This is a genomic window from Streptomyces sp. V3I7, from assembly GCF_030817495.1.
In the GTDB taxonomy this organism is placed as follows: Bacteria; Actinomycetota; Actinomycetes; order Streptomycetales; family Streptomycetaceae; genus Streptomyces.
The window spans coordinates 4,903,226-4,919,750 of record NZ_JAUSZK010000001.1 but is presented as its reverse complement, the minus strand read 5'-3'; the positions used below and the strand labels follow the sequence as shown (position 1 = coordinate 4,919,750).

At 71.9% G+C, this 16,525-nt stretch carries 17 protein-coding genes and 1 pseudogene; 10 read left to right on the top strand and 8 right to left on the bottom strand.

The genetic code is table 11. The annotated features are described in order from the left end of the window. Window positions 1-54 precede the first annotated feature (54 nt). Both gabT and QFZ74_RS23105 read left to right on the top strand, forming a co-directional pair. Window positions 55-1,389 carry a 4-aminobutyrate--2-oxoglutarate transaminase gene (gabT, locus tag QFZ74_RS23110; protein WP_307622718.1) on the top strand — a complete coding sequence of 445 codons (1,335 nt, stop codon included), beginning with the start codon at window positions 55-57 and terminating at the stop codon, window positions 1,387-1,389. Between the two features lie 447 nt (window positions 1,390-1,836). Further along, the gene (locus tag QFZ74_RS23105) at window positions 1,837-2,427 is read left to right on the top strand and encodes a phosphatase PAP2 family protein (RefSeq protein WP_307622717.1); all 591 of its coding nucleotides are present in this window, start codon (window positions 1,837-1,839) and stop codon (window positions 2,425-2,427) included. A gap of 632 nt (window positions 2,428-3,059) precedes the next feature. On the opposite strand, the gene QFZ74_RS23100 is transcribed toward QFZ74_RS23105, so the two are convergent. From QFZ74_RS23100 to QFZ74_RS23075, 6 genes and pseudogenes are all read right to left on the bottom strand, one after another. Next, window positions 3,060-3,512 carry a hypothetical protein gene (locus tag QFZ74_RS23100; protein ID WP_307622716.1) on the bottom strand — a complete coding sequence of 151 codons (453 nt, stop codon included), beginning with the start codon at window positions 3,510-3,512 and terminating at the stop codon, window positions 3,060-3,062. 108 nt (window positions 3,513-3,620) lie between these two features. Beyond that, the gene (locus tag QFZ74_RS23095; protein ID WP_307622715.1) at window positions 3,621-4,424 is read right to left on the bottom strand and encodes an ABC transporter permease; all 804 of its coding nucleotides are present in this window, start codon (window positions 4,422-4,424) and stop codon (window positions 3,621-3,623) included. Then, a complete protein-coding gene (locus tag QFZ74_RS23090; protein WP_307622714.1) occupies window positions 4,425-5,351 on the bottom strand; it encodes an ABC transporter permease in 927 nt (308 codons plus the stop codon). Between the two features lie 2 nt (window positions 5,352-5,353). After that, window positions 5,354-6,508 (bottom strand): ABC transporter ATP-binding protein, encoded by a 1,155-nt coding sequence (locus QFZ74_RS23085; protein WP_307622713.1) that lies wholly within the window; start codon window positions 6,506-6,508, stop codon window positions 5,354-5,356. After that, window positions 6,505-7,752, bottom strand: coding sequence for a spermidine/putrescine ABC transporter substrate-binding protein (locus tag QFZ74_RS23080; RefSeq protein ID WP_307622712.1), 1,248 nt, complete (start codon window positions 7,750-7,752; stop codon window positions 6,505-6,507). The genes QFZ74_RS23085 and QFZ74_RS23080 overlap by 4 nt, the downstream gene beginning before the upstream one ends. 60 nt (window positions 7,753-7,812) lie before the next feature. Continuing rightward, window positions 7,813-8,000, bottom strand: a pseudogene (locus QFZ74_RS23075) (gamma-aminobutyraldehyde dehydrogenase); the annotation flags it as partial. Between the two features lie 193 nt (window positions 8,001-8,193). On the opposite strand from QFZ74_RS23075, the gene QFZ74_RS23070 reads away from it, so the two are divergent. Beyond that, entirely contained in the window at window positions 8,194-8,781 is a 588-nt protein-coding gene (locus QFZ74_RS23070; protein ID WP_307622711.1) for an NADAR family protein, read from the top strand. Between the two features lie 28 nt (window positions 8,782-8,809). Here QFZ74_RS23070 and QFZ74_RS23065 read toward each other — a convergent pair whose 3' ends face one another. Next, window positions 8,810-9,469, bottom strand: coding sequence for a hypothetical protein (locus tag QFZ74_RS23065; protein WP_307622710.1), 660 nt, complete (start codon window positions 9,467-9,469; stop codon window positions 8,810-8,812). Window positions 9,470-10,303: 834 nt separating this feature from the next. On the opposite strand from QFZ74_RS23065, the gene QFZ74_RS23060 reads away from it, so the two are divergent. The 3 genes from QFZ74_RS23060 (at window position 10,304) to QFZ74_RS23050 (ending at window position 12,798) form a co-directional block, all read left to right on the top strand. Continuing rightward, window positions 10,304-11,380 (top strand): adenosine deaminase, encoded by a 1,077-nt coding sequence (locus QFZ74_RS23060; RefSeq protein ID WP_307622709.1) that lies wholly within the window; start codon window positions 10,304-10,306, stop codon window positions 11,378-11,380. 71 nt (window positions 11,381-11,451) lie between these two features. Beyond that, on the top strand, window positions 11,452-12,159 hold the full coding sequence (locus QFZ74_RS23055) for a glycerophosphodiester phosphodiesterase (protein WP_307622708.1): 708 nt from the start codon (window positions 11,452-11,454) through the stop codon (window positions 12,157-12,159). Window positions 12,160-12,165: 6 nt separating this feature from the next. Continuing rightward, complete coding sequence (locus tag QFZ74_RS23050) at window positions 12,166-12,798, top strand: DedA family protein (RefSeq protein ID WP_307622707.1); 633 nt, start codon at window positions 12,166-12,168, stop codon at window positions 12,796-12,798. Here QFZ74_RS23050 and QFZ74_RS23045 read toward each other — a convergent pair whose 3' ends face one another. Then, the gene (locus QFZ74_RS23045) at window positions 12,799-12,987 is read right to left on the bottom strand and encodes a hypothetical protein (RefSeq protein ID WP_307622706.1); all 189 of its coding nucleotides are present in this window, start codon (window positions 12,985-12,987) and stop codon (window positions 12,799-12,801) included. A gap of 364 nt (window positions 12,988-13,351) precedes the next feature. On the opposite strand from QFZ74_RS23045, the gene QFZ74_RS23040 reads away from it, so the two are divergent. The 4 genes from QFZ74_RS23040 (at window position 13,352) to QFZ74_RS23025 (ending at window position 16,522) form a co-directional block, all read left to right on the top strand. After that, window positions 13,352-15,055 (top strand): ATP-binding protein, encoded by a 1,704-nt coding sequence (locus QFZ74_RS23040; RefSeq protein WP_307622705.1) that lies wholly within the window; start codon window positions 13,352-13,354, stop codon window positions 15,053-15,055. 107 nt (window positions 15,056-15,162) lie between these two features. Continuing rightward, window positions 15,163-15,558: a roadblock/LC7 domain-containing protein gene (locus QFZ74_RS23035; protein WP_307624254.1), complete on the top strand. Its 396-nt coding sequence runs from the start codon at window positions 15,163-15,165 to the stop codon at window positions 15,556-15,558. 3 nt (window positions 15,559-15,561) lie between these two features. Next, window positions 15,562-15,951 (top strand): DUF742 domain-containing protein, encoded by a 390-nt coding sequence (locus QFZ74_RS23030; protein WP_307622704.1) that lies wholly within the window; start codon window positions 15,562-15,564, stop codon window positions 15,949-15,951. After that, window positions 15,929-16,522 (top strand): ATP/GTP-binding protein, encoded by a 594-nt coding sequence (locus QFZ74_RS23025; RefSeq protein ID WP_307622703.1) that lies wholly within the window; start codon window positions 15,929-15,931, stop codon window positions 16,520-16,522. The genes QFZ74_RS23030 and QFZ74_RS23025 overlap by 23 nt, the downstream gene beginning before the upstream one ends. The last annotated feature ends 3 nt before the right edge of the window (window positions 16,523-16,525 follow it).

The following is a 16,525-nucleotide window of genomic DNA, read 5'->3' as shown; positions in this document are numbered from 1 at the left end:
ACCGCCCGGAGCAGTCCGGAACCGTCCCGAACGCAAGATCACCAGGGAGCCCCCATGACCGCACTTCCGCAGGAGCGCCGCGTCGTCACCGCCATCCCCGGCCCGAAGTCGCAGGAACTGCAGGCCCGTCGCACCGCCGCGGTCGCGCAGGGCGTGGGCTCCGTGCTGCCCGTCTTCACCGCGCGCGCGGGCGGCGGCATCATCGAGGACGTCGACGGCAACCGGCTCATCGACTTCGGCTCCGGCATCGCCGTGACGTCCGTCGGCGCCTCCGCCGAGGCCGTCGTGCGCCGCGCCTCCGCGCAGCTCGCCGACTTCACCCACACGTGCTTCATGGTCACCCCGTACGAGGGCTACGTGGCGGTCGCCGAGGCGCTGTCCGAGCTGACCCCGGGCGACCACGCCAAGAAGTCGGCGCTGTTCAACTCGGGCGCCGAGGCCGTCGAGAACGCGGTCAAGATCGCGCGTGCGTACACCAAGCGCCAGGCTGTCGTCGTCTTCGACCACGGCTACCACGGCCGGACGAACCTGACGATGGCGCTGACGGCGAAGAACATGCCGTACAAGCACGGCTTCGGCCCGTTCGCCCCGGAGGTCTACCGCGTGCCGGTGGCCTACGGCTACCGCTGGCCGACCGGCCCCGAGAACGCGGGCCCCGAGGCCGCCGCCCAGGCCATCGACCAGATGAGCAAGCAGGTCGGCGCCGACAACATCGCCGCGATCATCATCGAGCCGGTGCTCGGCGAGGGCGGCTTCATCGAGCCGGCCAAGGGCTTCCTGCCCGCGATCCGCCAGTACGCCGCCGACAACGGCATCGTCTTCGTCGCCGACGAGATCCAGTCCGGCTTCTGCCGCACCGGCCAGTGGTTCGCGTGCGAGGACGAGGGCATCGTCCCGGACCTGATCACCACCGCCAAGGGCATCGCGGGCGGTCTGCCGCTGGCCGCGGTGACCGGCCGCGCCGAGATCATGGACGCCGCGCACTCGGGCGGCCTGGGCGGCACCTACGGCGGCAACCCGGTCGCCTGCGCCGGTGCGCTCGGCGCCATCGAGACCATGAAGGAGCTCGACCTCAACGCCAAGGCGAAGAACATCGAGGCGATCATGAAGGCCCGCCTGGGCGCCATGGCCGAGAAGTTCGACATCATCGGCGACGTGCGCGGTCGCGGCGCGATGGTCGCCATCGAGCTGGTCAAGGACCGTACGACCAAGGAGCCGAACCCGGAGGCGACCGCCGCGCTGGCCAAGGCCTGCCACCAGGAGGGCCTACTGGTCCTGACCTGCGGCACCTACGGCAACGTGCTGCGCTTCCTGCCCCCGCTGGTCATCGGCGAGAACCTGCTGAACGAGGGCCTCGACATCATCGAGCAGTCGCTCGCGTCCGTCTGAGCCGGCGCGAAGCCGGAGCTCAGGCTCGGATTTCACGCCTCCTCAGCCCCACACGCCCCAGCCCTTTCACCCAGCGCGGTGCGAGGGCCGGGGCGGCGGCGTCGAGCGTGTGAAGAACGTGTGCGAGGTGGATGGCGGGAGGCGATTGCGTCTGTCGAAAGGCCACCCCCTGCCGTAGCTTTTACCCAGATGAGAGATACACCTCGCCCGCCGGTTCCGGTGGGCGACATCAGGCCGGGGCCTCCCCAGCTTCGACCTGGTCGTGCCCTCGCGCACACAATCGGGGCCTCTGGCCCCGGATCTCCTCACCGATCGGACGGTCGCCCGCCCCAAACCCCCCGGGGCGCGCGGCGTTCCGATCCGGACGGCCGCCCCGGAACGTCCCCCCCTGTTCCGGGGCGGCCGACCTCCTTCCTCCTTCTGGGCCTTCCGGCCCTTCTCCTCACCGTGATCACCTGGCAGGTCGTCGCCGCCGGTCCACTGCTGCGGCTGGACGAGCGCCTGGGCCGGGCGGCCCTGCACCCGGACCCCTTCAGCCGGTTCCTCGCCGACCTGGGCAACGTCCAGGTCGCGGTCCCGGTCCTCGCCGTCGCACTGGCGTACGTCGCCCTGCGCGGCCGCCGGTCCGGTACGCCCCGCTGGTGGCTGCCCCCGGCCGCGGCGGCGGCGCTGATGGCCCCGGTCCCGGCGCTGATCGTCCCGCTGAAGTCGGCGGTCGCCCGCTACGGCCCCCCGACCGCCCCGCCGGGCCCCGGCTACTTCCCCTCGGGCCACACCGCGACCGCCCTCATCGTCTACGGCGCCGCGACCCTGCTCCTCCTCCCCTGGCTCCCCACCCCCCACGCCCGCCGCGAACTGACCACCGCCTGCGCCGTGCTCAACGCGGCCGTGGGAATCGGCCTGATCCGCAGCGGCTACCACTGGCCCCTGGACGTGGTGGCGTCGTGGTGCCTGTGCACGATGCTCCTGACGGGCCTGACGCTGCTCGTCGACCGGGCGATGCGCCGGGACCCGAGCCCCGCCGAAGCTGTCGACTGACGTTCCTGTTGCCCGCGCCCGCCGCCGCGCTCGCACCGCTGCCCGGCGCCCTGCTCGCCGGCCCGGCGCCGACTGCGTGAGCGCCCGGCCCCGCCCCCCTTGACGCCGTAGCGGGCCTGACGCCTGGGCATGACCAGCCCGCCGTTGCTGATCGACCGCGCCTGCCCGCGCACGGTGTTCCGGAGCAGCCCGACCCTGCTGATCGACCGCACCTGCGCCAGGAGCCCTTCGCAACCCCCGGGCGGACGCGCGCCACCGCCGACCGATCCTGGCCGCGCGGCTCGGCCGCGAAGCGGCGCCCGGCATCATGAGCGCGAGCCTCTCCGGGACCTCGCGCCAAAGGCTCGCCGCCCCACCCGCCGGACGAACAACCCCGCCACCCGAGCCGGCCACGGGCCGCGAGCCCTGCCGCTCGGCCGTGCCAAGCCCCCGAACTCACGCCCGCCCAACCCCTGACCGACGCTCACCCCTTGACCGGCCGGGCCCCGCCGCTCGACCACACCAAGCCCCAGAGCCCGAGCCCGGCCCGACCAAACACTGTCCCCGCCCTCCCCCGTCAGGCGGGCGAGAGGGTGTTCGGGGTTTTCGAATCGTTTCTGCAGAGGGGTTCGGTGGGCCTTTCGGGCGGAGCGCTACGCGTCGCCCTCGGCAGCCAGGCCTGCCGCCGCCTCGTGCATGGCGAGTTCCAGGAGGGCGGGGTCCGTGAGGGTGCCGGAGCCGTCGGGGGGGACCAGCCAGCGGACTCCCTGGGTGGCGCGGCCGGGGTACGGCACGACGATCCAGGTGCCGGGGCCGGCCGTGCGGATGCCGGTGCCGAGCCAGCGGGCCGCGGTGCCCGGGGGGACGAAGAAGCCCACCCGGTTGTCCCCGAAGTCGACCAGGACGGGCCCGGGTTGATCGAGGACACGGGTGAGCACATCGAGGGTCGGATAGCCCAGCTCTCCCGGCAGGATGAGGACATCCCAGGCCTTGCCGGCGGGCAGCAGCGCGACCCCGAGGGGGTTGCGCTCCCATTCCCAGCGGCAGCCGTCGGGGTCCGGTGCCACGGATGCGAGCCAGTCGACCGCCGTCTTCGCTCCAGCCATGAGGAGACCTCCCTTACGTCGTGGACGCGTCGCGTTCACGAGTGAGAGGGAGGTCTCGTCGCCGCATTACGCAGGTTCCGGCACCTGCCTGAAGTGACCTGGGTCACATCAGGTGGGCCGCCGCCGGTTACGGCGGTTGCCGACGAGCACGGCGACCAGCACGCACAGGACGGCGACCAGGAACATCGCCGTACCGATGACGTTGATCTGGACCGGCGTACCGCGCTGCGCCGAACCCCACACGAACATGGGGAAGGTGACGGTCGAGCCCGCGTTGAAGTTGGTGATGATGAAGTCGTCGAAGGAGAGCGCGAAGGACAACAGCGCGCCCGCGGCGATCCCGGGCGCCGCGATCGGCAGCGTGACCCGCAGGAAGGTCTGCACGGGCCCGGCGTACAGGTCCCGCGCCGCCTCCTCCAGCCTCGGGTCCATCGACATCACGCGCGCCTTGACCGCGGTGACGACGAAGCTGAGGCAGAACATGACGTGGGCGATCAGGATCGTCCAGAAGCCCAGCTGCGCGCCCATGTTGAGGAACAGGGTGAGCAGCGAGGCGGCCATGACGACCTCGGGCATGGCCATGGGCAGGAAGATCAGCGAGTTCACGGCCCCGCGCGCGCGGAAGCGGTAGCGGACCAGCGCGAAGGCGATCATCGTGCCGAGGACGGTCGCGCCGAGCGTCGCCCACACGGCGATCTGGAGGCTGAGCGCGAGCGAGCCGCACAGGTCGGCGACGCCGCACGGGTCCTGCCAGCCGTTCGTGGAGAACCGCTGCCAGGCGTAGTTGAAGCGCCCCTTGGGGTCGTTGAAGGAGAACACCGTGACGACGACGTTGGGCAGCAGCAGATAGGCGAGCGTCAGCAGTCCCGCGATGACGACGAGGCGCCGCTTGAGCCAGGAGACGAACGGCATCTAGACCAGGTCCTCCGTCCCGGACCGGCGGATGTACAGGGTGACCATGAGCAGGATCGCGGCCATGAGGATGAAGGACAGCGCCGCGGCCGTCGGGTAGTCGAGGATCCGCAGGAACTGCGTCTGGATGACGTTGCCGATCATGCGGGTGTCGGTGGAGCCGAGGAGTTCGGCGTTGACGTAGTCGCCGGTCGCCGGGATGAAGGTCAGCAGCGTGCCGGAGACCACGCCGGGCATCGACAGCGGGAAGGTGACCTTGCGGAAGGTGGTCCAGGGCGTGGCGTACAGGTCGCCGGCCGCCTCGTGCAGCCGCCCGTCGATCCGCTCCAACGAGGTGTAGAGCGGCAGGATCATGAACGGCAGGAAGTTGTACGTCAGTCCGCACACCACCGCGAGCGGTGTGGCGAGGACCCGGTGGCCCTCGGTCCAGCCGAGCCAGTTGGTGAGGTCCAGGACGTGCAGCGCGTTCAGCGCGCCGACGACCGGCCCGTCGTCCGCGAGGATCGTCTTCCAGGCGAGGGTGCGGATCAGGAAGCTGGTGAAGAACGGCGCGATCACCAGGACCATGACCAGGTTCCGCCAGCGGCCCGCGCGGAAGGCGATGAGGTACGCCAGCGGGTAGCCGAGCACGAGGCACAGCCCGGTCGCGGCGCCCGCGTAGAGGACCGAGCGCAGGAACTGGGGCCAGTACTCGTTCAGCGCGTCCCAGTACGTCGCGACGTGCCAGGTGACCTTGTAGCCGGTCTCCAGGGAGCCGGTCTGCACGGAGGTGGAGGCCTGGTAGACCATCGGCAGCGCGAAGAAGAGCAGCAGCCACAGGATGCCGGGCAGCAGCAGCCAGTACGGCGTCCAGCGGCCGCGCAGACGCGGAGGCTTCGTGGCCGGTGCCGCGGCGAGAGGCGCGGGCGCCTCGGTGAGAGTCGACATGGCTAGGCGGCCTCTTCCTCGACGCCCGCGTCGATGTCCTGTGCCGCATCCAGGCCGAAGGTGTGGGCCGGGCTCCAGTGCAGGACGACGTCGGCGCCGGGCACGAGCCGCGTGTCCCGGTCGACGTTCTGGACGTAGACCGCGAACTCGGGGCAGACGGCGGTCTCGACGACGTACTGCGTGGACACCCCGATGAAGCCGGCGTCGGCGATCTTGCCGGTGAGCCGGTTGCGGCCCTCGGGTATCGCGCCCGCGTCGTCGGCGTGCGTGAGCGAGATCTTCTCGGGGCGCACCCCGACCAGCACCCGGCCTTCGGTCCGCGTCGCGGTGGAGCAGCGCGTCTCGGGCAGGATCAGCTTGCCGCCGCCCGCGCGGACGACGACGTCGGTGCCGCTCCTGGCGTCGACCTCGGCCTCGATCAGATTGGAGGTGCCGAGGAAGTTCGCGACGAAGGTGGTCCGCGGATTCTCGTACAGGTCGGCGGGCGTGCCGAGTTGCTCGACGCGGCCCGCGTTCATCACGGCGACCGTGTCGGCCATGGTCATGGCCTCCTCCTGGTCGTGCGTGACGTGGATGAAGGTGATGCCGACCTCGGTCTGGATGCGCTTGAGCTCCAGTTGCATCTGGCGGCGCAGTTTGAGGTCGAGGGCGCCGAGGGGTTCGTCGAGGAGAAGCACCTGCGGGTGGTTGATCAGGGCGCGGGCCACGGCGACGCGCTGCTGCTGGCCGCCGGAGAGCTGGTGGGGCTTCTTGCGCGCCTGCTCGCCGAGTTGGACGAGGTCGAGCATGTCCTCGACCTGCTTCTTCACCGACTTGACGCCGCGTCGGCGCAGGCCGAAGGCGACGTTCTCGAAGATGTCCAGGTGCGGGAAGAGGGCGTAGGACTGGAAGACGGTGTTCACCGGCCGCTTGTGGGGCGGCAGCCCGGTCACGTCCTGGTCACCGAGGTGCACGGTGCCGCTGCTCGGCTCCTCCAGCCCGGCGATCACGCGCAGGGTGGTGGTCTTGCCGCAGCCCGAGGGGCCGAGCAGGGCGAAGAAGGAGCCCTGCGGCACGGTCAGGTCCAGCGGATGCACGGCCGTGAAGGAGCCGTAGGTCTTGCCGATCCCGGCGAGGCGGATGTCGCCGCTGCTGTCTGTCGTCGTCATCGTCGTCACGCCCCTGTGAGCTTCGCGAACTTCTCTTCGTAGACCGTCTCTTCCTTCTGGCTCAGGGAGCGGAAGGCATGGGACCGCGCCTGCATGGCCTTGTCGGGGACGATCAGCGGATCGTTCGCCGCGCCCTCGTCGATCTTCGCCAGGTACGGCTTCACCCCGTCGACCGGGGTGACGTAGTTGATGTAGGCGGCGAGTTCGGCGGCCCGCTGGGGCTCGTAGTAGAAGTCGATGAGCCGCTCGGCGTTCGTCTTGTGGCGCGCCCTGTTGGGGATCAGCAGGTTGTCGGTCGACGTCATGTAGCCGCTGTCGGGGATGACGAAGTCGATGTCGGGGCTGTCCGCCTTGAGCTGGACGACGTCACCGGCCCAGGCGAGGCAGGCCGCGAAGTCGCCCTTGGTCAGGTCGGCGGTGTAGTCGTTGCCGGTGAAGCGGCGGATCTGGCCCTTGTCGACGGCCTTCTGGAGGCGGGCGATGGCCGCGTCGAAGTCGTCGTCGGTGAACGTGCCGAGGTCCTCGCCCATGTCGAGCAGCGTCATGCCGACGCTGTCGCGCATCTCGGACAGCAGGCCGACGCGGCCCTTGAGCCTGGGGTTGTCGAGGAGGTCGGAGACCGACTTCACCTCGACGCCGTCGAGGGCCTTCTTGTTGTAGGCGATGACGGTCGGGATGCCCGTCCACGGGTAGGAGTAGGCGCGGCCCGGGTCCCAGTCGGGGTCGCGGAACGGGGCGGAGAGGTTGGTGTACGCGTTCGGCAGGTGCGAGACGTCCAGCTTCTGGGCCCAGCCCAGGCGGATCAGCCGGGCGGCCAGCCAGTCGGTGAGGACGATGAGGTCGCGGCCGGTGTCCTGGCCCGCGGCGAGCTGCGGCTTGATCTTGCCGAAGAACTCGTTGTTGTCGTTGATGTCCTCGGTGTACGTGACCGATATGCCGGTGCGCTTGCGGAAGGCGTCGAGCGTCGGGTGGTGCTTGCCGCTGTCGTCGATGTCGATGTACTCGGTCCAGTTGGAGAAGTGGACGGTCTTCTCCCGCGCCGAGTGGTCCTCCGTCGACGTGCCGCCCTGGGCCTGGCCCGCCGGGGGGATGCCGCAGGCGCTCAGAGCCCCGAGCCCGCCGGCCGCGAACGCACCGCCCGCGGTGGCGCGCAGCAGCGAACGCCGGGTCAGGGAGGCCCGCCCGCCGCGCAGACTGCGCCGCAAGGCGGCCGCCTGCGGCGGGGTCAGGCGGTGGGGCTCGTACTGCTCCATGCGCGTGATGCCCTTTCGGAAGGGAGGTGGCCGGCCGGGGTCGGGCCGGGCCGCTCGTGACTATCGGTCCCCGGAGATCGTGCGGTGCCAGTCCTTGCGGGCCACCGCGGTGTTGTCGAACATTACGTGCTTGACCTGCGCGTATTCATCGAATGAACGATCGGGATGTGGTCGTTGATCCAGACGCGGCCCGCCCGGAGCTCGCGGGTCGTGCGGTTCGCCCGGTAGACGTCCCGGCTCCAGGTCGTCCATGTGACCCTCCTCCGCCGGCCCCTGTCCCGGGGGTGGGTGGCGTAGCTGCCGCTCGAATCGAGTGCCGATCCTGGCAGAGCCATGGGACTCCAACAAGTGATTCCGTTGTTGCCTTTTGGTTACGCGACGGAATCTGTCGAGGGCCGAGCGAGGGAGTCGATATGCCCTGGACTGAAAGGAGTTGAGGGGATGTCAGTGACGCCTGTCAGACTGTCCGGCATGGGGAAGATCGGTTCGGTGGAGTCGCTCGTCGCGGAGATCCACGCGGGGGCGCGCGTCAAGTACCTGCACTTCTGGGGGCACCGCCCGCTACCGGACGGCCGGATCGGGGCGAGTTGCCTCAGCCAGTGGTGGCCGTCGCCGTTCACGGTGGACGGGGTGGAGTACGCGACGGCGGAGCACTGGATGATGGCCGGCAAGGCGCGGCTGTTCGGCGACGCGGAGGCGGAGCGCCGGATACTGGCCGCCGCTCATCCCGCCCAGGCCAAGAAGGCCGGACGGCTGGTGCGCGGCTTCGACGAGGCGACCTGGGAGCGGGAGCGCTTCGGCATCGTGACCGAGGGCAGCGTCCACAAGTTCGGTGCGGACGCCGCGCTGCGGGAGTTCCTGCTGACCACCGGCGACCGCGTCCTGGTGGAGGCCAGTCCCCTCGACCGCGTGTGGGGCATCGGCCTGGCGGCGGACGACGAGGCGGCGCACGACCCGGCGCGGTGGCGGGGGCCGAATCTGCTGGGCTTCGCGTTGATGGCGGCCCGGGAGCGGTTGCGGCGGGGGTGAGCGGGGCGCACCCCCGCCGCCGGTCCGATCAGCCGGCCTGGACCTGGAGGGGTGCCGACGCGGTGGAGGCGGAGTCGGATGTCGAGCCGTACTCCGTTTCGTGGTTCCTGGCCATGAGGCCCATCACCAGGATGACGGCGAAAAAGGCGAGGATCAGGACGCCGAGGACGATCCCGACGATGCCCGTGATGAATCCCGCCTGGGCCTGGCTGCGGTTGGTGGCCTCGCCGCGGTCGACGAGCTTCTTGCCCTTGACCCCGAGGACCACGGCGGCGATGCCGAGCCCGATGGAGAAGATGCCGTACATGCAGAACAGCACGCAGGACAGGATGCCGAGGATCATCGCCGTGGTGCCCATGCCGTTCTGCGGCGGCATCGGCATCCCGGGCCAGCCGTAGCCCGGCGGGTAGCCGGGGACGCCATAGCCGCCAGGCGGTATCGCCCCCGCGGCGCCGTGTCCGTGCCCGGCCGGGGCCATCGGCACGGGCGGCACGGCGGGCCCGGTCCAGCCTTGGGGCGCGGGCGCGCCGGGCGCGGCGGCGCCCGACGCCATGGAGCCCGGTGCGGCGGAGCCGGGGACGGCGAAGCCCGGGGCGGAGCCCGGTACGGAGAAGCCCGACGCGGCGGAGCCGGGGCCGGCGAAGCCCGGCGCTACGGCGCCCGACGCAGCCAAGCCCGGTTCGGCCAAGCCCGGCCCAGCGAAGCCGGGGCCCGCGGAGCCCGACGCGGCAGAGCCGGGGCCCGCGGAGCCCGGTGCGGCGGAGCCGGGGACGGCGAAGCCCTGCGCGACGGAGCCAGGGACGGCGGAGCCCGGCGCGGAAGAGCCGGGGCCAGCATCCGCCCCGCACACGGCGGGCGCGGCAGAGCCCGGCGCCACGGCGCCCGGCGCAGCCAAGCCCGGTTCGGCCAAGCCCGGCCCAGCGAAGCCGGGGCCCGCGGAGCCCGGCGCGGAAGAGCCGGGGCCAGCATCCGCCCCGCACACGGCGGGCGCGGCAGAGCCCGGCGCCACGGAGCTCGGTGCGGCGGAGCCCGGCCCAGCGAAGCCGGGGCCCGCGGAGCCCGACGCGGAAGAGCCGGGCGCGGGCGTCAGGGTGTCGCCGTCGCGTGCCGGCGACGGCGGCGGGTCCTGTGCCGGGGGCTGCGGCTCGGCGTCCGCCGGTTGGCCGGCCGCGAGCGGCCACGCGGCCTTCTCCAGCGAGGGTCCGCTCTGCCCCGGCGTCGGTTTGCTCACGTCCACCGCCGGGCCGCTCTCCTGCGCCGGCGGGTTGTCCTCCGGCGGCGCCCACGGGTCGAACTCGGCTCCCCCGTCGCCACCTTGCTGCTGCTGTTCCGTCATTCCCCATCCCCCCTCATTCGACAGGCACGTCATCGTAGATCCCTGGTCCCGGCCGTCTCCGCCCGGGCCGGAGCGCTCCGCCGGGGCCGGGGCAGGGACGACCCGGCCTACGATGACCCCCGAGTCACCGATCAGCCGATCATCAGCCCCGGGCACCAGGCCGAGGGCGTGTTCCGGGGAGGAACCTTGACCGACCAGCACACCGCACCGGCCGCCGACCTGGCCGCGCCCAGCCGTGATCTGCACGCGTTCATCGCGGGGCTGCCCAAGGCCGAACTGCACGTCCACCACGTCGGCTCCGCCTCCCCCCGCATCGTCTCCGAGCTCGCCGCCCGGCACCCCGACTCCAAGGTCCCCACCGACCCCGAGGCGCTGGCCGACTACTTCACGTTCACGGACTTCGCCCACTTCATCGAGGTCTACCTCTCCGTCGTCGACCTCATCCGCACGCCCGAGGACGTCCGGCTGCTGACGTACGAGGTCGCCCGGGACATGGCCCGTCAGCAGGTCCGGTACGCCGAGCTGACCGTCACCCCCTGGTCCTCGACCCGGCGCGGCATCGACGAGCGTGCCTTCATGGACGCGATCGAGGACGCCCGCAAGGCGGCCGAGGCGGAGTTCGGGACCGTGCTGCGCTGGTGCTTCGACATCCCCGGCGAGGCGGGCCTTGAGGCCGCCGAGGAGACGGCACGGCTCGCGACCGACGACCGGCTGCGCCCCGAGGGTCTGGTCTCCTTCGGGCTGGGCGGCCCCGAGATCGGCGTACCCCGGCCGCAGTTCAAGCCGTACTTCGACCGCGCCCTCGCCGCCGGGCTGCGCTCGGTCCCGCACGCCGGTGAGACGACGGGGCCCCAGACGATCTGGGACGCGCTGAACGACCTGCGCGCCGAGCGCGTCGGGCACGGCACCAGCGCCGCCCAGGACCCGGCGCTGCTCGCGCACCTCGCCGAGCACCGCGTCGCGCTGGAGGTCTGCCCGACGTCCAACATCGCCACCCGCGCGGTCCGCACGCTCGATGAGCACCCGATCAAGGAGTTCGTGCGCGCCGGGGTCCTGGTCACCATCAACTCGGACGACCCGCCGATGTTCGGCACCGACCTCAACAGCGAGTACGCCGTGGCGGCCCGCCTGCTCGACCTCGACGAGCGGGGCGTCGCCGACCTGGCCAAGAACGCGGTCGAGGCATCCTTCCTGGACCCGGCGGGCAAGGCCCGGATCGCCGCGGAGATCGACGCCTACACCGCGGGCCGGCTCGCGCCCTGAGGCCCCGCAGGTCACAGACTCCCGCGGTGACCTGTGTGATGCGGGCGGGCACCGAGTCCACAATGGGGCGCATGCAGACCGTGACCGCAGTAGCCCACCGCGGCGACCCGTACCGCTTCCGTGAGAACACGATCGACTCGCTGCGTTCCGCGCTCCAACTGGGCGCGGACGCGGTCGAGATCGACGTCCGCCTCACCCGCGACCACGTGCCCGTACTGCTCCACGACGAGACGCTGAAGCGGTTGTGGGAGCAGGACCGGCCGCTGCGGTCGCTGTCGGCCGACCAGCTGCGCGAACTCACGGCGGGCGGGGTGCCGACGCTGGAGGAGGCGCTGGCCGCCATGGACGGCGCCCGCGTGATGGTGGACCTGCCGGGGCGGCCCGACGACCGGGCCGTGCAGAAGACCATGGACGTCGTCCGGGCGTGCGGGGCGCAGGACCGCGTCTACTACTGCGCCGGCGCCTCCACGCTGCTCAGCGTCCGTGCCGTCGACCCGTCCGCCGAGCTGGCGCTCACCTGGGCCTCGCTGGCGCCGCCGCGGCGTGCCGTGCTGGACGCGGTGCGCCCGCGCTGGCTCAACTACCGCTTCGGGCTGGTGAACCGGGCCCTCGCCGCCCGCGTCCACCGCGACGGCTGTCTGCTGTCGGTCTGGACTCCCGACACCCGCCGCTCCATGCGCCGCCTCCTCGACCTGGGCGTCGACTCGATCACCACGAACCGCGTCGACACCCTGCGCACGCTGCGCGGGACGCACCGCCCGCCGGCGGAAGAGGCGTAGCCGGCCATGGCCCCTCCCCTGCCAGGACCGCTGGCCCATCTGGCGCCCCTGCTGGAGCACTACGGCTACTGGGCCGTCGGCGCCGTCGTCTTCGTCGAGGATTTCGGGGTGCCCGCACCGGGCGAGACGATCCTGATCGCCGCGGGGGTCTACGCCGGCGCGGGCGAGCTGAACATCGTCCTGGTGGGGGTCATCGCCTTCTTCGCCGCCGTGGTCGGCGACAACGTCGGCTATCTGATCGGCCGCACCGGCGGGCGGGCCTTCGTGCACCGGTGGGGCCGCTACATCTTCCTGACCCCGGAGCGGTTCGAGCGGGCCGAGAAGTTCTTCCAGCGGCACGGCGGCAAGATCGTGACCATCGCCCGCTTCGTCGAGGGGCTGCGGCAGGCCAACGGCATCATCGCCGGCACGAGCGGCATGCCCTGGCTCCGCTTCCTCGCGTTCAACGCGCTCGGCGCGGCGCTGTGGGTCGGCCTGTGGGCGAGCGTGGCCTATTTCGCCGGCACCCACATCGGCGTGATCTACGAGGAGATCTCCCGCTACCAGCGCTACGTCCTCATCGCGCTCGGCGTCCTGATCGCCGCCCTCGTGGCCCGGCGCCTGCTGCGGGCGCGGCGTCGGCGCCGGAACCAGGAGTGATCACCCGCGGCCGCCGAGGTCGCCGATCGGGGTGTCGTCGCGCTCGCCCTCGGCCTGGGACGGCTGGCTGCGCAGGACGTCCGGGTGCTGCTCCGGCAGCGCGCGCTCGCCCACCTCGTCGCGCTCGCCCTCGGCCTGCGAGGGCGTCCGCGCGTACCACGTGTCGGAATCCGAGGCTCCGGATTTCATGACGGGCCTCCTTCGTCGCTCACCTCCATGCTCCACCTTCACGGGCGCCGGGGCGACGCCGGACAGCGGCCGCGCCGGAGCCGGGAGACGGAGGCGGGACGCGGGAGACAGGGCGGGGCGAAGCGGACCTTCACGGCCGTCGGGCGGGGAACCCGTGGACCACTCGTGGACCATCCGTGGGGAGACGGTGGACCACCCGTGCATCGGGGCACCGGGCTCGGCCCCGTTGCGGGGGATCTGGTAAACCATTCCCCACGACATGACCCGTCGTGACGCGAACCGCCGTTGCCTGTAACGTGCGTCGCACACTTTTGGCCTGTCGGCCGATACGCAACCAGGGACTGTGATGCAGGAGCCTTCGACGTTGCCCGCACATGCCCGGCAGGAGGCGACGGCGGTCGGCTCCCAGAGCTGGCGTGTGCCGGACACCCATCAGGCCGGTCGTGGCAAGGCAGTTGAGCGCCACCTGGTCCTTCTCTCCGTGCTGCCCGCCGCGCTGGTCGCCCTCGCCGGGGCCGCGTCCTGCGCCGTGCTGTGCGGCGTGGGCGTGGAGCGCATCGGCACCAACGCGGCCTGGGTGCTGGTGATCGGCACGGTGCTGGTCGTCTGCGGGATCCTCGGGTGTGCGGGGCTCCTGTCCGCCCTGAAGGCGCGCGCCCTCGGCCGCCGCCATCTCGAGGTCGTCGGCTCCGCCGCCCGACTCCAGGCCGAACTCGCGCAGGTGCGCTGGCAGTTCGACCGCAGCAAGAAGGACCTGCCGGACCGCCGGCGCGCCCAGGAGGACGCGGCACGGCAGGCCGACGAGGCGGACCGGGCGAGCGAGGCCAAGCAGGCCCAACTGGCGGACCTCTCGCGGCGGACCGACGAGGCGCAGGCCGCGCTGGAGCGGCTCCACCAGGAGATCGCCTACGCCCAGCAGGCCGCCGAGGCGGCCGCCCTCGAGGCGGCCGAGCGGGAGTCGGCCGTCCACGAGCTGGCCGTACAGGCCCAGGAGGGCCGCCACTTCGAGGTCTTCGCCAACCTGGCCCGCCGGCTGGAATCCCTGGTGCACCGCGAGATCGGGCTGCTGGACGACCTGGAGAACGAGGTCGAGAACCCGGACCTGCTCAAGGGCCTGTTCCGCGTCGACCATCTGGCCACCCGCATCCGGCGCTACGCCGAGAACCTCGCCGTGCTCGGCGGCGCCGTCTCGCACCGCCTGTGGACCCAGCCGGTCAGCATGGCCGACGTGATGCGCTCCGCGGCCGCCGAGATCGAGCAGTACGCGCGCGTCAAGATGGTGCCCCCGGTGGAGGGCACGGTGAGCGGGCACGCGGTCGTCGACGTGGTCCACCTGCTTGCCGAACTGGTCGAGAACGCCACGGTGTTCTCGCCGCCGCAGACCCAGGTGCTGCTGCGCGCCGAGCACGTCGGCTCCGGCCTCGCGATCGAGGTCGAGGACCGCGGCCTCGGCATGACCTCCGCCGAGCGCACCCAGATGAACGCCCTGCTCGTCTCGCCCGACCAGGTCGCCCTCGGCGAACTGCTCCAGGACGGCCGGATCGGCCTGTACGTGGTCTCGGCGCTCGCCCGGCGCCACGGCATCGTCGTACAGCTCCAGAACAACGTGTACGGCGGCACCCAGGCGGTTGTCGTCCTGCCGCACGAACTCCTCGGCCGCCAGGGCGCGACGGCGGCGCCCCAGGGGCAGGAGCAGGCGCCCGCGGCCCCCACCCAGGCCCCGGCCCCGCGCCCGCAGCCGCCCGCGCCGTCCGCGCCGTCCTCGCTGCCCCGGCGTACCGAGGGCCCGGCGGCGAAGAAGCCGGCGCGGGGCGAGTCCGACGCCGACCGCCCGTCGCTGCCCAAGCGCCGCCGCCAGGAACACCTCGCCCCCGAACTGCGCGACGGCGAGCGGCGCGAGGCCCCCGCCAGGGGCGCCGCGGCGGACCCCGAGCACGACGCGGGCCTGATGGCGGCCTTCCGCACCGGCGTCCGCCAAGCCGAGGAACCCGCGGCCGTACGCACCGAAGAAGACGTACGTACGGAGGCAGAAGCTGTGCGCACCGAAGAGACCGTACGTACCGAATAACCCCCGACCGCCGGGAACCCCGGAACCCGGCACCCCGCCCCCGGCGGCCCCACCCGCCCGGACCCGCCCCCCGGCAGTCCCCCGTGACAGAGGAGAAATACGCGATCGTGGTGAGCGAAGACCTTTCCTGGCTGTTGAACGGCCTCCTGCAGCGCGTCCCCCACACGCGCAGCGCCCTGCTGCTGTCCTCCGACGGTCTCGTGATGGCCGCGGACGGGCTGGAGACGGACGACGCCGACCATCTGGCGGCCCTGTCCAGCGGGCTCTACTCGCTGGCCCGCAGCGCCGGCAAGCGGTTCGACGACGGCGGTGACGTCAAGCAGATCGTGACCGAGCTGAGCACCTCGCTGCTCTTCGTCTCCGCGGCCGGGCAGGGCGCCCTGCTGGCGGTGCTCGCGGGGGCGGAGGCGGACGCGGCGGTCCTCGGCTACGAGATGACCATGATGGTCAAGGGCGTCCGCCGCCACCTGGGGGTGGCGCCACGGCAGTCGGCGGAGCAGTAGCCCATGCCGGACGCCACCGTGGACCCGGACCGGCCCCTGCTCGACGACGCCGTCGGGCGGCTGGTCCGGCCCTACACCGTCAGCGAAGGACGCACCGAACCCGCGCACCACTTCAACCTGATGACCATGGTCGTGGCCACCGGCACCACGCTGCGGAGCAACCTCGGACTGGACCACACCCAGGTGCTGGACCTGTGCCGGGCGCCGGTCACGGTGGCTGAGATCGCGGGCCTCACCCGGATGCCCGCCACCGTGATCAAGGTGTTGCTTTCCGATCTGGTCGAGCGCGGCGCGGTCGTCGCCCGGCCCTACAACCTGGCAATGCAGGGGTCTACGGCCCCTGACCTGGATCTTTTGGAGGCGTTGAGGGATGGACTCCTCAAGCGGCTCTGAGGCACCCGGCACCGTCTCCCTGCCCACAGGGATCAAGATTCTGGTCGCCGGTGGCTTCGGGGTCGGCAAGACCACCTTCGTGGGAGCGGTCAGCGAGATCCAGCCGCTCAGCACGGAGGAGGTGCTGACCGAGGTCAGTGCCGCCACGGACCGGCTGGACGGCGTCGAGAAGAAGAAGACCACCACGGTCGCCATGGACTTCGGCCGGATCACACTGGACCCGAAGCACACGCTCTATCTGTTCGGCGCGCCCGGACAGGAGCGGTTCTGGTTCCTGTGGGACGAGCTGTCCGCGGGCGCGCTGGGCGCGGTCGTCCTCGCCGACACGCGCCGGCTGGATCACTCGTTCGCGGCGGTCGACTTCTTCGAGGCCCGTGGCATCCCCTTCCTCGTGGCGGTCAACGAGTTCGACGGGGCGCACCAGTACGAGCCGGACGAGGTGCGCGCCGCGCTGGACCTCAAGGCCGAGGTGCCGGTGGTGCTGTGCGACGCCCGGGTGTCGAGCTCGGGCACCCGGGTCCTGCTGGCGCTCGTCGAGCACCTGATCACTTCCAGCGTCCGAGCACTCTGATCA

Bases quoted from the DNA above. Each gene is read 5' to 3' on its own strand.
- gabT (WP_307622718.1), top strand. From the start codon at position 55: ATGACCGCACTTCCGCAGGAGCGCCGCGTCGTCACCGCCATCCCCGGC.
- QFZ74_RS23100 (WP_307622716.1), bottom strand. From the start codon at position 3,512: ATGGCTGGAGCGAAGACGGCGGTCGACTGGCTCGCATCCGTGGCACCG.
- QFZ74_RS23095 (WP_307622715.1), bottom strand. From the start codon at position 4,424: ATGCCGTTCGTCTCCTGGCTCAAGCGGCGCCTCGTCGTCATCGCGGGA.
- QFZ74_RS23090 (WP_307622714.1), bottom strand. From the start codon at position 5,351: ATGTCGACTCTCACCGAGGCGCCCGCGCCTCTCGCCGCGGCACCGGCC.
- QFZ74_RS23080 (WP_307622712.1), bottom strand. From the start codon at position 7,752: ATGGAGCAGTACGAGCCCCACCGCCTGACCCCGCCGCAGGCGGCCGCC.
- QFZ74_RS23070 (WP_307622711.1), top strand. From the start codon at position 8,194: ATGTCAGTGACGCCTGTCAGACTGTCCGGCATGGGGAAGATCGGTTCG.
- QFZ74_RS23055 (WP_307622708.1), top strand. From the start codon at position 11,452: ATGCAGACCGTGACCGCAGTAGCCCACCGCGGCGACCCGTACCGCTTC.
- QFZ74_RS23050 (WP_307622707.1), top strand. From the start codon at position 12,166: ATGGCCCCTCCCCTGCCAGGACCGCTGGCCCATCTGGCGCCCCTGCTG.
- QFZ74_RS23045 (WP_307622706.1), bottom strand. From the start codon at position 12,987: ATGAAATCCGGAGCCTCGGATTCCGACACGTGGTACGCGCGGACGCCC.
- QFZ74_RS23030 (WP_307622704.1), top strand. From the start codon at position 15,562: ATGCCGGACGCCACCGTGGACCCGGACCGGCCCCTGCTCGACGACGCC.
- QFZ74_RS23025 (WP_307622703.1), top strand. From the start codon at position 15,929: ATGGACTCCTCAAGCGGCTCTGAGGCACCCGGCACCGTCTCCCTGCCC.